Annotated in this window: 11 protein-coding genes and 1 tRNA gene; 3 read left to right on the top strand and 9 right to left on the bottom strand. The window is 58.5% G+C overall.

Annotated elements, in window-relative coordinates; translation table 11 throughout:
• Positions 1–48: 48 nt before the first annotated feature.
• Positions 49–909: a polysaccharide deacetylase family protein gene (locus GYN08_RS01305; RefSeq protein WP_166271754.1), complete on the top strand. Its 861-nt coding sequence runs from the start codon at positions 49–51 to the stop codon at positions 907–909.
• A 133-nt stretch (positions 910–1,042) separates the two neighbouring features.
• On the opposite strand, the gene GYN08_RS01300 is transcribed toward GYN08_RS01305, so the two are convergent.
• Positions 1,043–2,332, bottom strand: coding sequence for a Gfo/Idh/MocA family protein (locus GYN08_RS01300; RefSeq protein WP_166271752.1), 1,290 nt, complete (start codon positions 2,330–2,332; stop codon positions 1,043–1,045).
• A 207-nt stretch (positions 2,333–2,539) separates the two neighbouring features.
• On the opposite strand from GYN08_RS01300, the gene GYN08_RS01295 reads away from it, so the two are divergent.
• Together GYN08_RS01295 and GYN08_RS01290 are read left to right on the top strand one after the other, a co-directional pair.
• Positions 2,540–3,367, top strand: coding sequence for a MerR family transcriptional regulator (locus tag GYN08_RS01295; protein ID WP_166271750.1), 828 nt, complete (start codon positions 2,540–2,542; stop codon positions 3,365–3,367).
• Between the two features lie 83 nt (positions 3,368–3,450).
• Positions 3,451–4,143 carry a DUF554 domain-containing protein gene (locus GYN08_RS01290; RefSeq protein ID WP_166271748.1) on the top strand — a complete coding sequence of 231 codons (693 nt, stop codon included), beginning with the start codon at positions 3,451–3,453 and terminating at the stop codon, positions 4,141–4,143.
• A gap of 32 nt (positions 4,144–4,175) precedes the next feature.
• Here the strand turns inward: GYN08_RS01290 and GYN08_RS01285 are convergent, their stop codons facing one another.
• The 8 genes from GYN08_RS01285 to GYN08_RS01250 form a co-directional block, all read right to left on the bottom strand.
• The gene (locus GYN08_RS01285; protein ID WP_328802433.1) at positions 4,176–5,891 is read right to left on the bottom strand and encodes a hypothetical protein; all 1,716 of its coding nucleotides are present in this window, start codon (positions 5,889–5,891) and stop codon (positions 4,176–4,178) included.
• Positions 5,892–6,014: 123 nt separating this feature from the next.
• Positions 6,015–6,992 carry a sugar phosphate isomerase/epimerase family protein gene (locus GYN08_RS01280; RefSeq protein ID WP_166271746.1) on the bottom strand — a complete coding sequence of 326 codons (978 nt, stop codon included), beginning with the start codon at positions 6,990–6,992 and terminating at the stop codon, positions 6,015–6,017.
• A gap of 1 nt (position 6,993) precedes the next feature.
• Complete coding sequence (locus tag GYN08_RS01275; RefSeq protein WP_166271744.1) at positions 6,994–7,866, bottom strand: carbohydrate ABC transporter permease; 873 nt, start codon at positions 7,864–7,866, stop codon at positions 6,994–6,996.
• 42 nt (positions 7,867–7,908) lie between these two features.
• Complete coding sequence (locus tag GYN08_RS01270; protein ID WP_328802429.1) at positions 7,909–8,856, bottom strand: ABC transporter permease; 948 nt, start codon at positions 8,854–8,856, stop codon at positions 7,909–7,911.
• A 134-nt stretch (positions 8,857–8,990) separates the two neighbouring features.
• The gene (locus GYN08_RS01265) at positions 8,991–10,586 is read right to left on the bottom strand and encodes an extracellular solute-binding protein (RefSeq protein WP_166271742.1); all 1,596 of its coding nucleotides are present in this window, start codon (positions 10,584–10,586) and stop codon (positions 8,991–8,993) included.
• A gap of 486 nt (positions 10,587–11,072) precedes the next feature.
• The gene (locus tag GYN08_RS01260; protein WP_166271740.1) at positions 11,073–13,313 is read right to left on the bottom strand and encodes a helix-turn-helix domain-containing protein; all 2,241 of its coding nucleotides are present in this window, start codon (positions 13,311–13,313) and stop codon (positions 11,073–11,075) included.
• Between the two features lie 76 nt (positions 13,314–13,389).
• A complete protein-coding gene (locus tag GYN08_RS01255) occupies positions 13,390–14,535 on the bottom strand; it encodes a glycoside hydrolase family 88/105 protein (protein ID WP_166271739.1) in 1,146 nt (381 codons plus the stop codon).
• Between the two features lie 159 nt (positions 14,536–14,694).
• Positions 14,695–14,777, bottom strand: a tRNA-Leu gene (locus GYN08_RS01250).
• Positions 14,778–14,849 lie beyond the last annotated feature (72 nt).

The following is a 14,849-nucleotide window of genomic DNA, read 5'->3' as shown; positions in this document are numbered from 1 at the left end:
CCGAGCAATCGGGCGGACACGAATTCGAACAGAGCGGAGGATGCGTTTATGCTTACTTTGGAAAACTGGAACAAACGGCGGCGCCTGATCGTGCACGCCGACGATTTCGGCATGTGCCATTCGACCAACCGCGCGATTCTCGACTTGTGGGAACGGCGCGCGATCACTTCCACCACGCTGATGGTCAACTGCCCCTGGGCGGCCGAAGCGGCGGAATACGCGGCGCGGGATTCCAAATTCGACGTGGGCGTGCACCTGACGTCGACCAGCGAATGGGAAACGTACAAGTGGGGGCCCGTGCTGCCTCAAGCGGGCGCCGAGACGCTGACGGACGAGTTCGGCCGCTTCCCGGCGGACTCGCAGCATATGGCGGACGTGAATCCCGCCGCCCTGCGCGCCGAACTGACGGCGCAGATCCGGCTGGCGCGACAGCTCGGCGTCGATCCCACGCATCTGGACAATCATATGGGCAGCCTGCGCAACGTGCATCATCGGCTGCTGATCGAACTCGGCGCGGAATTCGGGCTGCCCGTCCGCTTCTCGGAGCATCCCGCCTATGCTTCGGGAGACGAGGCGCGGATCGCCGCGCTGGCACGGGAGCTGGGCGTGCTGCATCCCGACCGGGTAATCGGTCTTCCGTTCGTTTACGGAGAAGGCGAAGATTTCGATTTTGCCCGGAACAACGTCTCGGAGCTGCTTCGGAATCTGGAGCCCGGAGTAACGGAAATGCTGCTTCATCCGTCCGCCGACACGGAAGAACTGAGAGCGATCACGGACTCCTGGCCTTCCCGCCGCTTCGATTACGATCTGTTCCTCGACCCGGACATCGCCCTGCTGATCGAGGAAGAAAATATCGAACTGATCGGCTGGCGCGAACTGCGAGATCTGCAGCGTACCCTGAACGCTTAAACCGATCGGCTCCGGCCGGCAGCCGGGCGGAAAGGGAGACGCCTTCCTATGCCGAACGAACAGCCGCGGAAAAATCCCGCGGCTTTTTGCTGCGCTTTATGCTTGTGAGGCAGCCGTCGCCGCTCCCGTTCGCTTAATCGAGCCGCACCAGCTCGTCGACCTTCACCGCCCGTCCCTGCGCCATCGAAAGATTGGCGGCGATGCCGGTCAGAATCGATCGGGCTCCGTCCGCGTGATCCGCCGCCCGGCGGAACCGGTCTTCCGTCGGTTCGCCGAACAGATCGTTCAGCAGGACGGGATCGCCGCCCCCGTGTCCGCCTTCTCCTTCTTCGAACTCCGCCTTGTAAGGCTCGCCGAACATCGGGAAGACGAGGATGTTGGCCCCCTGCAGAGCGCCCTCCAGCGCTTTGTCGCCGCCGGAATTGACGTACGACTGCTCCACCACGTTGGCTTCGATGCGCCCTTTCGTGCCGTTGAACGCGATGCGATAGCCTTCCCACGGGAGATAGGCGTTCAGCGAATAGGTGAGCAGCGCCCGATTTTTGTACCGGACCATGACGCTCATCGTATCTTCGATCGAGATGCCGTCGCCGAACACGCTCTGATCGCGCCGGTAGCCGTCCTCGCTCTCCGCGTCGAGGTACATCGCTTTCAGCTGCTCGTTGTCGTCCAGCGGCAGCGCGAAGGGGTCTCCCTGGGCGTTCGGATGACCCGTCGCCCGGTCGTAAAATTTCGTGATCCCGCGTTGTTCGGCGTTTTCCCGTCCGTAGAACAGCAGATCGCCCATCGCGAATACCGTTTCCGGCTGCGAACCGATCCAGAAATTGACCAGATCGAAGTGATGCGTCGACTTATGCACGAGCAGGCCGCCGCTGTTTCGTTTGTCGCGGTGCCATCTGCGGAAGTAATCGGCGCCGTGCTTGGTGTTCAGCAGCCATTCGAAATGAACGGACGTGACGTCGCCGATCGTGCCGTCTTCGATCAATTCGCGGATTTTCGTATGATGGGGCGCGTAACGGTAATTGAAGCTGACCCGCACTTTGCGTCCGGTGCGCGCGACCGCCTCCACGATCTCCCGGCATTTCGCCGCGTCGGTCGTCATCGGCTTCTCGGTGATCACGTCGCAGCCCAGCTCCATCGCGCGAACGATATAAGTATGATGCGTGCGGTCCACGCTCGTGACGATGACGCAGTCGGGCTTCAGCTCTCCGATCATCTCGTCGAACCGATCGATCTCGTACGTTTTGACCTCGGGGTAATCGTATTTTTCCCGCAGCATCCGATTGGCGTACTCCATCCGAATGCGGTTGATGTCGCAAAAAGCAAGCAGCTCCGCCGTTTCCCGAAAACGGCTCGCGATCGCTCCGTAGAAAAACTCCGCCCGTCCGCCGCTGCCGACCAGCACATAGGTTTTTTTGCCCATCTGTTCTCCTCCTCCGTTTGTCCCTTACGAATGTAAGCGTAACGCAAAAAAACGCAGTACTCTCCGCTTTTTTTCCGCAGCTGATGAAAACCCCGCTTTTTTTGTTACATTCCTTCCCTCTTTCCATTTTTGTTTGTGCCCTTTATCATAAAAACAAAGAATCCGGACGCGCATCTCGAATGCAGAGGAAAGGAAGAGTTCAAACGAATGAAAGAATTGTTCACGATCGGGGAAGTCTCGAAATTGTTCGGGGTCAAAGTGCCTACGCTGCGTTACTATGACGAGATCGGACTGCTCAAGCCCGAATATGTGGAAGAAGCCACGAAATACCGCTATTACTCGACCCAACAATTTGAACGTCTGAATCTGATCAAGTACCTGCGGGCGCTGAATATGCCGTTGGAGCGGATCTCCGATTTCTTCGAACTGCGGGAGATCGGGGCCATGACGGAGTTGCTGCGCATGCAGCAGGAAGAGTCGGCGGCGCAGCGGGAACGCTTGGAGCGGATCGAGCGCAAGATCGCCCGCAGATTGCAAGGCATCGAGGACGCGCTGAGCGTCCCGCTCGATACGATCGAGGAAGTCCGGCTGGGGCGGCGCCAAGCCGTTTATATGCGCAAAGATTACGAAACGGGCGACGACATCGAGCATCTTGTGACGGAACTTCGGGTACGCTACGGGTTGGAGGAAAATATTTTTCTCGGCAAGATCGGCATTTCGCTCTCCGCCGGAGACATCCGAGCCGGACGCTATGACCGATACGCGGGAATCTTCATGCTGCTCGAAACCGAAGATCCCCCTTTTACGGCATCCATGTCGTTTGCCGCGGGACCTTGGCTTCGCATCCGTTTCCGGGGAACGCATCGGGAAGCGGCCGCTTATTATGCCCAGCTCAACATCCATATGCAGACTCACGGCTACGAGCTGATCGGCAGCTCCGTCGAGACGACATTGATTGATTACGGGTTGACCAACGACCCCGATAAATTCGTGACCGAAATCCTGCTGCCCGTCACTCCTCCTCCAAGTCGTTGATCTGTTGATGCCCGGACTTGACCCTCTAGCCGCTTGAGGGTTTACCATGAGCGCATCAACGATACAAACGGAGGAATACAGCGATGTTCGGAACTTGGTTTAACGCAGGAATGATCGTACTCGGCTGCCTGATCGGCGGCCGCTTCAAAAAAGGACTGGACCCCGGGTCCCAAGAAATATTGATGCAGGCAATGGGATTGGCCGCCTCTCTTCTCGGCATCAGCGCGGTCGTGCAGCATCTCCCGGAAAGCCGATACCCCGTGTTATTTATCGTAAGCCTTGCGGCAGGGGGCCTGCTCGGAGAAAAGATGAATTTGGAGCGACGATTCGAAACGGCGATAACGCGATATTTCAAAAGCGGGTTGGGCGAAGGATTGGCCACCGCGATTCTGTTATTCTGCATCGGTTCGCTATCTATTCTGGGGCCGATCGAAGCGGCGTTGAACGGTAACTACAGCTACCTCTTGACCAACGGCATGCTGGACGGCATTACTTCGATCGTACTCGCCTCGACATTCGGTACCGGTATCGCAGTCTCCGCCTTGATCTTGGTCGGCTGGCAGGGTGCGATCTATATGCTGGCCAAGTTCGCCGCAGGGGCTCTGAACCCAGACATGCTAAACGAAATCACGATCGTCGGCGGCATCTTGATTTTCAGCTCCGGCCTAAGCATCCTGGGGATCCGCAAATTCAAATCCATGAATCTGCTGCCCGCGCTGCTGGGACCGCCGGTCTTCTGGGCGCTGCTCCATACGCTGGAATGGCTCGGGATGTAGTCAGCAGAGCATCCGGTTTTATTATCCTTTTATTATTCTGCCGCAGTCGTCTCCGTCGACAGCCGGATGCTCACCGTCTTGTCCAGCGGCGTCATCAGATTGATCAGCACGACTATGCAGCCGTCCGGCTGTACGGCTTCCCGGACCGAAGGCGCCAGATGGCTCATTTCCCCGCCGGTCAGCTCGATCCAGTCGCCGCCGCTTTCGTAGCGGAGCGCTCCGCCGCTCCACAGCCAGCGATCCTTCCCCGCCTTCGACAGCTCGCCGGATACGATCTTCCCTTCGCCGCCGAACACGAACGACAGCTGCGTCATGACGTCGCCGGGCTCGTCGGCTTGCAGCCGCAGATCCCAACCGCCTGCGATCGGCACCAGATCCGCCCGCATACGGAATACCTGCTCGTGCGTCAGCTCCCTGGCCTGGTGGGGCAGCAGGTACCACGGGCTAACGCCTTGCGCGGTTCCCGCCGGCAGCAGAGACGTCTCGACCGGGCCGTAGTAGCCTTTTCTCTGTTCGCCCGACAGCAGATAACGGCCGTCTTCCCCTCTCTCCATTTCCTGCATCGGCACGAATCCCGGATAAAAATAAGAAGAAGCCTGTACCGCCAGCAGCCGTGCTTGTCCGTGGCGCAGCGCAAAGAAAGACGGCGTTTCCGTCATCAGCGTGACGCTGGTGTTCCCGTCTCGGATCCGGGCGACCGGCGCACCGAAATCGGTATGCAGCCGGCTGTGAAAAATCCGCCCCTGATGGCCGGCCGCTTCCATCCGTCCCAAATATCCGCCGCGCAGAAATTCGCCGTTCAGCATTTTCTCGTAACGCACCGGCACGGCGTTCGCTCCGTCCCCCGAGGCCGCGAAAGGCCCGCGTACGCCCGGTTCCAGCAGCATCCGCACCAGCGTATGGACGGAAGCGGCGCCGGGGCCTTCCAGCGTCTTGGCCGCCCATTTGGCCATGCCGCCGAACAGCGGATCGCCGTCTTGAAGCGCCAGCATCGCATACGGCAAATAATACGGCGACAGGTCGTGGAACCGGCCCAGGTCCTGACGTCCGGAATAATCCGTCACGACCTCGCCGGACGGATGCACCAGATAGGCCATCATGCGCAGATTCGCCCGTACCGGCTCCAGCAGCTCCGGCCGATCCAGCAGACGGGCCGCATGAATCAGCATGATGTCGCTGACCGCGCTGTAAATGCCGTTGCTGCGCTCCGTCCATTCGCCGTCCGGCGTAATGTCCATCCCTTCCGCCAGCCATTGATCGGCTCTTCGCGCCGCTTGTTCCCCGGCTTCTCCGCCCAGCAGGCGGCGCAGGAAACCGAGCGCCGCGCACAGCACCCAGCGATGGTTCGGCGTATGGCATCCGCCCGTCAGCAGAACGGGCAGCGTCCGTTCCAAAAACAGCCGCATACGGGCAAGAGCGGGCGCCAGAGGCGCCCAATCCGCCCGCTCCAACAGTTCATGCAGCTGCGCGTAGCCGACAACGACGAATGCCGTATCCGGCGGCGAATGATAATTCGTCCAGCCCGGCGAAATGGAGCCGTCCGCGTGCTGCGACCGCAGCACGAATTCGGAAGCCAGCGTCAGCCGCCGCAGCAGCTCTTCGTCCCGGTAATAAGCGGATTCCGGATTGACCAGCGCAGCCCCCCAATTGCACATATCGGTCGGCGTCCCTGTCGTATGATTGACCCAGGCGATGCCGGTCGCCGGGTCGACCGTGCCGCCGTAATACCGGCTTTCCGGTTCCAGCACCTGCCGAGGCAGGCCGCCTGCGACCGCTTCGTCGTTTTTTCGTACCAGCCGCTCGTATTCGATAAGCCCGTTCCCCTTCCCTGTCGGCTCCGCGCGGCCTTAGAAGCGCACGGAGCACGGTATTCATCGTTCGAGCCGAACCCCCGCCCGTTTCCGGGCTTCGAGTTTTTCGGTCAGCAGCCGATGGCCGGCTTGAATCTCCTCCGGCAGGCAGGCCGCCTTCAGCTCGTACACTTTGACGCCCGCCCGCTCGATCATCGGCAGGTATCTGTCGTAAAAATGCAGGTCGCCGCTGTGCACGTACGGACACCAGTGATCCGACAATCCGATCGTCTCGTGGATATGCACGCCGACGATATGATCCATCAAACCTTCCATTTCCTTCACGCTGTCGTACAGGCCGAGCCGGTCCATCATGATCGCGTGTCCCGTGTCGTACCAGATGCCGACGGGCGCTCCCTTGAGCGCCTGCACGACCTTTTTCGCCTCCGCGAGAGTCGGCATCTGGTTGGGACGCGAACGGGTTTCGATACCGAATTTGACGTTCAGCCCCAGCGACTCGGCCCTGTCGCACGCTTCGTCCAAACTGGAGATGATCCGCTTCAGATAGACGCCGGCTCCCCGCTCCCGCCGTTCGATAAACGAGGCCCACGCCCGCCGGTACACTTCCGATTCCCGGCCCGCTTCGTGGTACGACCGCTCCAGCTCCTTGACGACCGCATGCTCGATCGGCACTTCGCCGGGATGAACGACCACCGCCTCCGCCCCGTAACGATGCGCGTATTCGGCGGAGCCGACCAGCAGGTCCACCGCTTTTTTCCGCTTATCCCCGTCTTCGAATCCGAGCAGCACCGAGTCCGTGCCGTAATCCGGATCGGGCGTATGCGGAAACGTGTTGTGCACGCTGGACACGCCGATCTCGCCGCGTTCGATCAGAGGCTCGATCTCCGTCAGCATCTCCCGTGTCACGTTATAATTCAATTCCGCCTCTCGGAATCCGAGCGAAGCGATCTCCTCGATCATCGCCCGGCCGCCGCCGCGCTTGATATTCCAGCAGGTCGAAAACGAAAATCCGCTTTTGTCCGTTGCAAGATCCGACATCTCAGCCTTTCACCGCCCCGAGCATGACGCCGCTGACAAAATATTTTTGCAGCCACGGATACACGCACAGAATCGGCACGGTCGCGAAGATGACGGTGGCCGCCTTCAGCGCTTCCGGCGTCAGCGGCGTCCGGTTGGCTCCTTCCAGCTGCGTCAGCTCGGTCACCATGTTGTTCTGCACCATCTGGAACAGCTTGAGCTGCAGCGGATAGATCTGAGGATCGTTGATATACATCAGGGCATCCTGGAAGCCGTTCCAGCGCCCGACCGCATAGAACAGCGCCAGCGTCGCCATGACCGGCAGCGACAGGGGCAGCACGATCCGCAGCAGGGTATTCAGGAACGAACTGCCGTCGATCTCCGCGGACTCTTCCAGGCTCGGCGGCAGATTTTTGAAGAACGAGATCAGAATGATCAGGTTAAACGGACTGACCAGCCCCGGCAGGATCAGCGCCCAGACCGTATTGATCATGTTCAGATCGCGGATCAGCAAATACTCGGGAATGATGCCGCCGCTGAAAAACATGGTCACGATAATCAGATAGAGGAAAAATTTGCGCCCTTTCAAATTCCCTTTGGTCAGCGGGTAAGCGGCGGCAATCGTGAAGATCATGCACAGCAGCGTAGTCGCGACCGTCAGCAGCACCGTAAAGCCGAGCGAGCGCAGCATGGAATGATCCGAAAAGACCTGCGCGTAAGCGTCCCAATTCGTTTCGACGGGCCACAGCGTGACTTCGCCCGAGGTGATCGCCCGGTTCGAGCTGAGCGATACGGCGATCGTATGAACGAACGGTGCCAGGCAGAAAATGACGAACAGCGATATAAACGTAATATTGACGACATCGAAAATCCGGTTGGAGGTGCGTTCACTCATCGCGGTTGCTCTCCCTTCTTCTTGTCCGATGATCGGCCTCGGTTACAAAATGCCGTCTCCGGTCGTTTTTTTGGAAATGTAGTTGGAACCCAGAATGAAGACCAGTCCGACGACCGCCTGGAACAGCCCGACGACCGTCGCCAGCGTGTATTGGCCGGCCTCCAGGCCGATCCGGTAGACGAACGTGCTGAGCACGTCGGAATATTCGCGCACCGCGGTATTGCCGATAATGTACGGACGGTCGAAGCCGATGCTGACCATTTTGCCCAGATTGAGAATCAGCAGCGTAACGATGGTCGGCTTGATGCTCGGAAGCGTGATATGCCAGATTTTCCGCAGCCGGGACGCCCCGTCCACGTCGGCCGCTTCGAACAGTTCTTTATTGACGCCGGTCAGCGCCGCGAGATAGAGAATGGTTCCCCAGCCCGCGCTCTGCCAGACGCCGGTGAACAGGTACGTAATGAGCCAGGAATTTTTTTCGGTCAAAAAAGGAACGGCTTCGAAGCCGAGTCCCTGCAGCACGCCGTTGATCATGCCCGACTGGGTGCCGAACAGCTGGTACACGATCCCGCCGATGATCACCCAGGAGATGAAGTGGGGAATGTAGAGCACGGTTTGAGAGAATCGCTTGAACCATCCGGAGCGGACTTCGTACAGCATGATCGCCAGGATGATCGGGGCGGGGAACGAGACGATCAGATCCAGAAAATTCAGCATGAACGTATTGCGCAGCGTGATATAGAAATCGTTCATCGCGAACACTTCGCGGAACGCTTCGAGTCCGATCCATTCGCTGTCGTTTATGCCTGTGAACAAATTGAAATCTTTGAACGCGATCTGCACTCCGTACATCGGGCCGTAGCGGAAGATGACGAAGTAGAGGATCGGCAGCGCCAACAGCGCGTACAGCTGCCAATATCGTTTGAGGTAAGCCGAGCGTTTGTTCAGTTCGCCGTACCGTTTGAGCGGAGTCGCTTTCGCTTTGGTCACGTCGTTTTCCTCCTGTCGGGCGCAGCGGCCTTTTTTGCTTCCGGCTGCCGGGCGTGCCCCTTAAAAGATAGCCGGAGCGAAAGCGAGGGGTTCCCGCTCGCGCCCCGGCCTTTTTCCGGACTTCGGTCTTTCGATCAGCCCTGTTCTTGAAGCGCCTCTTCCAGTTCTTTTTTCAGCTCGCTTCCGCCGATCTTCATGAAGTCGTTCATTTCGCGCTCGTAGACGGCTTCGAATTGATCCGGCGTCGCCATGGCGCTCTGCACGATGATGACTTTGAGCTTGTCGTTCAGCGCCGTGCCGTACTTGGCTTCCGCTTCGATCGGGCGATCGAAAATGATCGGTCCTACCGTGTCGGTATTGGCGATCTCGATCGACTGTTCCATCAGTTCCTGGTTCTGTTTCGGGAAGCCGGCCGTCCAGGCTCTCTCGTTCGTCTCCTGATCGCCGATCACTTTGCCGTTGGCCAGAATCGCCATGTCGCCGCCGTTGTAGACGCGGTCTTTGATTTCCTGGGAAGCGTCCTCTTTGATGACCGGAATGCCGTCCACCATATCGTAATTTTCGCCTTCCACGCCGGTGGACATGGTCAGCAGATTGTTGTCGGACGCCATCCAATCCAGATACTTGACGGCTTCCACGGAACGCTTGCTGCTTTTCGGAATCATGATGTACATGCCGTTGCTGCCGTACCGCGATTTGATATGCTTATTGTCCGCGTTCGGATTCGTATACGCGTCGACCGCCGCGACTTTGCTGTCCGGCATGTTTTTGTACAGACTGTCCAGCGCGCCGTCGGCGTACAAAATCTGTCCCACGTCTTCCGTCATAAAGCCGACATTGCCGTTCTGGAAATCTTTGCCGAGCTGTTCTTCCTGTTCGTCGAGACTGAAGTCCTTGCTGATCAGTCCTTCGTTGTACAGCTTGTTCAGGAACTGCATGGAGTCTTTGAATCCTTCGTGCAGCGGCAGCTCGTAGCGCTGGCTGTACGTCAGATCGCCTTTGACCGGCTTGATGAACCCGTAAATCAGCGGCTCGTAACCGGAAGGCGCGAGAGCCATGCCCATCGGGATGTTTTTGCTTCCGAGGCCGCCCGGATCTTTCTCTTTAAACGCTTTCAACGTTTCGTACAATTCGTCCGTCGTCGTCGGAGCCTTCATGCCCAGCTTGTCCAGCCAATCTTGACGGATATAGCCGTTATAGCGGGCCGTAATGGCTCGTTTGCCCGGAATGGCGAACTGCTTGCCTTCCAACTGCCCGAATTTCAGCGTCTCGTCGCCCAGATACTTTTTCAAATTTTGTCCGTGCTCGTTCAGCAGCTCGCCCACGTCGGTCAGGCCGCCCTGCTGCGCGTAACGGTAAAACACGCTGGAGTCGTACACAAATACGATATCCGGCACGTCGCTCGCGCTCGCCATCAGGACGTTCAGCTTGGTCGTTTCCTCGGAGCGCTGCACCGGCACGAACTGGATATCGATATTGTTCGGATCGCCGAATTCTTTCTGCGCGTACTGCGTCAGCCAATTGTTCGTGATGGTATGCGGAGAAGGACTGTTGCCCCGGTCGAACACTTCCACCTTCAACGTGACGCGTTTGCCGTCTCCGCTGCCGTTCGCCGCCGCTTCCTCTTTCGAGCCCGAGCCGCAGCCCGCCAGCAGCGATGCTCCCATCAATACGGCCAGTGCCGCACCCGCCGCTCTTTTCATGACCCCTCTGCGCGTGTTCCCTGTCATTTTCCCATCTCCTTTTTCTGTGGTATGACGGTACTTCGGACAATCTGCCGATGCTTCGGCTTTCGTCCTCGGGCTTCCTGCGTTTGCATGTCCTGCCCTTCGGAGTGACCCCAGTATTCCACACGGTTGATTGTTCTGGCAATAAACCAGTTTCGGCTGTCTTTTTTAAAAAAATCCCCCTTTCGGTTTATGCCGCGTCCTTTTTTCGTAGGGCTAACCGCTTTCCTCGAATCGCCAAAAAGTAAGCGTTTACAATAAAGTTCGAAAAGAATCAATAAACGATTTTCGTTCGATAAACCGGATTCGCAAAGCCCGAAGTCCCGCTTTTTGTCCCAAAATCAAAAATTTTCGGGTCCGCGCAGAACGAACGGATGCGAAACGACGGAACCGGAACGGTGGACAGCACAAAAAAACGCGTCCGAACGGGCGCCTTCCCGCCGGGGGAAGGCGTTCGTCCGAATGCGGCATCGCGACTCGCGCGTTCGTTCAGGCTTCGAACGTGGACATTCCTCGCTTCTGCCTGCGGTAATCGCCCGGCGTAATGCCCGAGACCCGTTTGAACACGCGCCCGAACGTAATGGCGTTGGCATATCCGACCTGCAGCGCGATATCCTGGAGCGGACAGTCGCTTTCCAGCAGCAGCCGCTCGGCCTCCTTCATGCGCAGCTGAGTCAGAAAATCGACGAACTTCATATCGAACTCCGTTTTGAACAGATAGCTGGCGTATTTGCCCGAAATTTGGAAGCGGTCGCTCAAGTGCTTCAGGGACAGGTCCGGATTCGCGAAATTTTCTTCGATATACGTCTTCATCTCGCTGACCATCGCGCGGTAGCTTTTGGTCTCGCTGGCCGACACGTATAGGCGGAACAGATCCGTCAAATGGTCCGACAGCAGGCTTTTCACCCGGGCCAGCGTGGTCGCTTCGGACAGCTCGCGTTCGAACTCGGCCGTCCGCTCGCCCGACAGCGCTTCTTGCAGCCCGTCCGACATGACGGCGACTTCCCGGCCCAGCATTTGCAGCAGCGCCTGGATCAGCGAACGGATCGCTTCGTCTTTGACGAAGTCCTGCTCGAACTCGTCGAACAAGACGTCCAGCTGCTCTCTCCACTGCCCGCTGGACATGCGGAACCGCTTGACCAGCTCGGCGATCGTCTGCAAATATTTGTACGTTTCCAGCAGCTGCGGAGCCGAATCACCGCTGTCCGCCAGCATGATCTCGCCGCTCAGCAGCAGTTTGTGCCGCAGCACCGAGTCGGCCGCTTCATAGGAAGCGAAAATGCGCTCCGTCCCCTGCACGACAGGACCGATTCCGCAGCAGAGGGACAGCCGAAGATGGCTGGCCACCCACGTCCGGTAACTTTCGGCCAGATGGCGGAGCGCCTCCATGGTCGTCGCATCGTCCTCTTCGGCAATGAAAATGACGGCCAGTCGGTCTCCTCCGAGCCACTCCGCCCAGCCCTGCAGCTTCGAAGTCCGGGTCAGTTCCTGGAAGACGTTCATAAGCGCGAACTTCAGGGTATTTTGGTCTCCCCGCGTGTAGCGGTCGCGAAAGACGCTCTCGTGGCGTTCGATTTCGTATACGACGACCGCAAACCGCGAAGAAGACGATCCTCCTCCTAGCGGAGAAAAGAGCTCCAGCCGTTCGGCGGCCTGTTCGGCACGTTCGCCGCGCAGCAGTTCGCTGAACAGCCGGCTGCGCTGCAGCCGTTCGTTTTCCCGCCGCTTCTGCTCGTAATCGTGCGTGTGATGAATCATGCTTTCCAGCACGCCGTCGATCAGCTTCAATTCGTCGGTGCGCTTCTCCCCTTGATCGAGCGTTCGAATCTGATGCGCTTCGATCCGGTTCATGATGACCTGTACCGGCTTGTAGTTGCGGCGGGTCACGTAAATCAGATACACAATCGCGCACAAGACCGTTCCGATCGCGATCGCGACCCACAGATAGGAAATGACCGATACCCAGCCGAACAGGCTGGCCCCCTTGATGCCGCTGGAAAAAGTCCAGCCGAGCCGTTCCAGCTTCAGTTCGTTGAGCGTCTGTCCCCCGCTTTCTTCCGCATGGGCCTGATACACCGTCTCCCCCGCTTCGTTTGTCACGTTTACGAAAGACAGCTCTCCGTTGACCATATTGTCGATCAAACGCTCGACGGCGCTCATCTTCACATTGATGACCAGCGTGCCCTCCGATCCGAACGGCAGCGGCATATCCTTATTGGCGGTCAGCACGCGTACCGGGCGCAGGTTCAGACCGGGCACGTATTCCCGCAGCGGCTGCCAACCCAGCCTTAATGCACCCGAATCGATTTGCTCGAGCCAGTCCTCGTCGAAAAAGCCGTTCGCTTCGGTCAGCCCGCTCTGCGTCAGAACGGTTCCCGTTTCTTTGTCGTACAAATAGACCGACTCGAGATACGCGGAAGAATCCGTCACGCTCCGAAGACTGCGCGCAATCGCGTACACGTTGTCCGTTCCGCGCCCTTCGGCATCGTTGAAGTACGCTTTGTAAGCCGGCGTCTCTTCGACGGCTTGGAGCACCGACATTTCCGCTTCCCGCACGGCCCGATCCACATTATCCACCAGATAGCGGGAGGCGGCCCGATCGGCTTTTTTCGTTTCCTGCCGGGAGATGTCGTTGATGAACACGAACGAGGTAAAGATCAGAATCGTGACGGTCAGCAGAAAAATCGGAAAATACGACAGCAGCAGCCTGCGGTACCATGTCCGTGACAATGGACGACTCCCCCCTCGCTTTTGCGGCCCGGAATCTCGAATCCGCAGCCGGTCTTTGTCCGATCGGACTCCCGTTTCAACCGCGATACAGCGCCTCTCCGAGCAGCGCGACGGTCAGCGCCTGGCCGTAAGCCATCGGCGCGGTGACGATGCGGGCGTAATCGTCGCGCAGCCTGCCGATCGGCGTTCCCGCGGAGACGCCCTGCACCAGACCGTCTTCGCCGATCCGATCCAGGACGGCGTCGACGGCGCGCATGGCCGGTTCGGCGAAGCTGCCGGGCAGCAGCCCCCGACGTACGCCGAACAAGATTCCGCCGGCGATCGCCGCGGAGCCCGACGTTTCCGTATAGCTGGCCGGATCGTCGAGCAGCGTATGCCATAAGCCGCTGTCATGCTGCAGACGAAGCAGCGCCTCGCTCTGCGAACGGAACGTTTGCGTCAAATAGACCAGAACGCCTTCATCGAGATAAGGACGCATCAGGTCGATGTATTCCGGCAATCCCAGCGTAAACCAACCGTTGCCCCGGCACCAAAACGCTTCGCTGAAGTTATGCCGGCCGCCAAAATGCCAACCGTGGAAAAACAATCCCGTCCTGCGGTCGTACAAATACTTGATATGTAACAGCAGCTGATGCAGCGAAGCCTGCCTCCAGTCGTCGCGGTCGTATTTGACCCCCATCTTGGCGGTGAACAAAATCGCCATGAACAGCGTATCGATCCAAATCTCGTTCTCGTTCAGCGTCACTTCATCCGGCGTCGTTCCGGTCGTCACGTGCTGATAGCCGTTCTCCTCCGTACGCGGCAGGCCGCTTGCCAGCCATTCGGCCCACTCCAGGCTGAGCGCATCGGCTTCCGGCAGCTCCATGAGCGACAGCAGCGGCGCCGTCGTATTGATGTTCCGGCTGGGCAGCCCCTCGGCGATTCGCGCCGCCATCCACGGTTTGGCGTAATCGGCAAAGCGCTCGTCGCCGAAATAGCTTCCGACCTTTTCCAGACCGTACAGTCCGATGCCCTGCGGCCAATCCCAAGCGTCCATGCCGAAATCGCGGGCGTAGTAACCTCTGCGCGCGGCATCTCCTTCAAGCGCCTTCAATTCGCTCTCGTTGTCCGGACGCTGCAGATGCATCAGCCGGTTCGTCACCTTGTCCAGCGCCTCGACGATCTTCGTTTTCCGCTTCTTCCCTTCTTCCGTTAACGTTTCGGTCGTCTCGTTTCTGTTCATTTTGCGCCTCCATTCGTCTGCCTGCCGCTTAGTTAAGCGCTTACTTTTATATTATCGCTTATTATAGCATCTCGGCGAGCTGTGCAAAACAAAAAGCACCGCATATCTTCTTCCGCTTCAAGCGGAAAATAAAGATATGCGGTGCTGTTGACCCACGGATGCCGAGAACCGGACTCGAACCGGTACGGGATTGCTCCCGGCAGATTTTAAGTCTGCTGTGTCTGCCATTCCACCACCCCGGCATATATGATGATAGTTTGCCGGCTTAAAAGATCATAGCATGGAGATCTTCGGCATGTCAATGAAAAAACCAC

The sequence above is a fragment of the Saccharibacillus alkalitolerans genome, from assembly GCF_011090185.1.
Lineage (GTDB): Bacteria > Bacillota > Bacilli > Paenibacillales > Paenibacillaceae > Saccharibacillus > Saccharibacillus alkalitolerans.
This window is presented reverse-complemented; position numbering and strand designations above follow the sequence as displayed.

Excerpts from the sequence above, each read along its gene's own strand:
- GYN08_RS01305 (WP_166271754.1), top strand. The coding sequence starts at position 49 with ATGCTTACTTTGGAAAACTGGAACAAACGGCGGCGCCTGATCGTGCAC.
- GYN08_RS01280 (WP_166271746.1), bottom strand. The coding sequence starts at position 6,992 with ATGTCGGATCTTGCAACGGACAAAAGCGGATTTTCGTTTTCGACCTGC.
- GYN08_RS01265 (WP_166271742.1), bottom strand. The coding sequence starts at position 10,586 with ATGACAGGGAACACGCGCAGAGGGGTCATGAAAAGAGCGGCGGGTGCG.
- GYN08_RS01290 (WP_166271748.1), top strand. The coding sequence starts at position 3,451 with ATGTTCGGAACTTGGTTTAACGCAGGAATGATCGTACTCGGCTGCCTG.
- GYN08_RS01275 (WP_166271744.1), bottom strand. The coding sequence starts at position 7,866 with ATGAGTGAACGCACCTCCAACCGGATTTTCGATGTCGTCAATATTACG.
- GYN08_RS01255 (WP_166271739.1), bottom strand. The coding sequence starts at position 14,535 with ATGAACAGAAACGAGACGACCGAAACGTTAACGGAAGAAGGGAAGAAG.
- GYN08_RS01300 (WP_166271752.1), bottom strand. The coding sequence starts at position 2,332 with ATGGGCAAAAAAACCTATGTGCTGGTCGGCAGCGGCGGACGGGCGGAG.
- GYN08_RS01295 (WP_166271750.1), top strand. The coding sequence starts at position 2,540 with ATGAAAGAATTGTTCACGATCGGGGAAGTCTCGAAATTGTTCGGGGTC.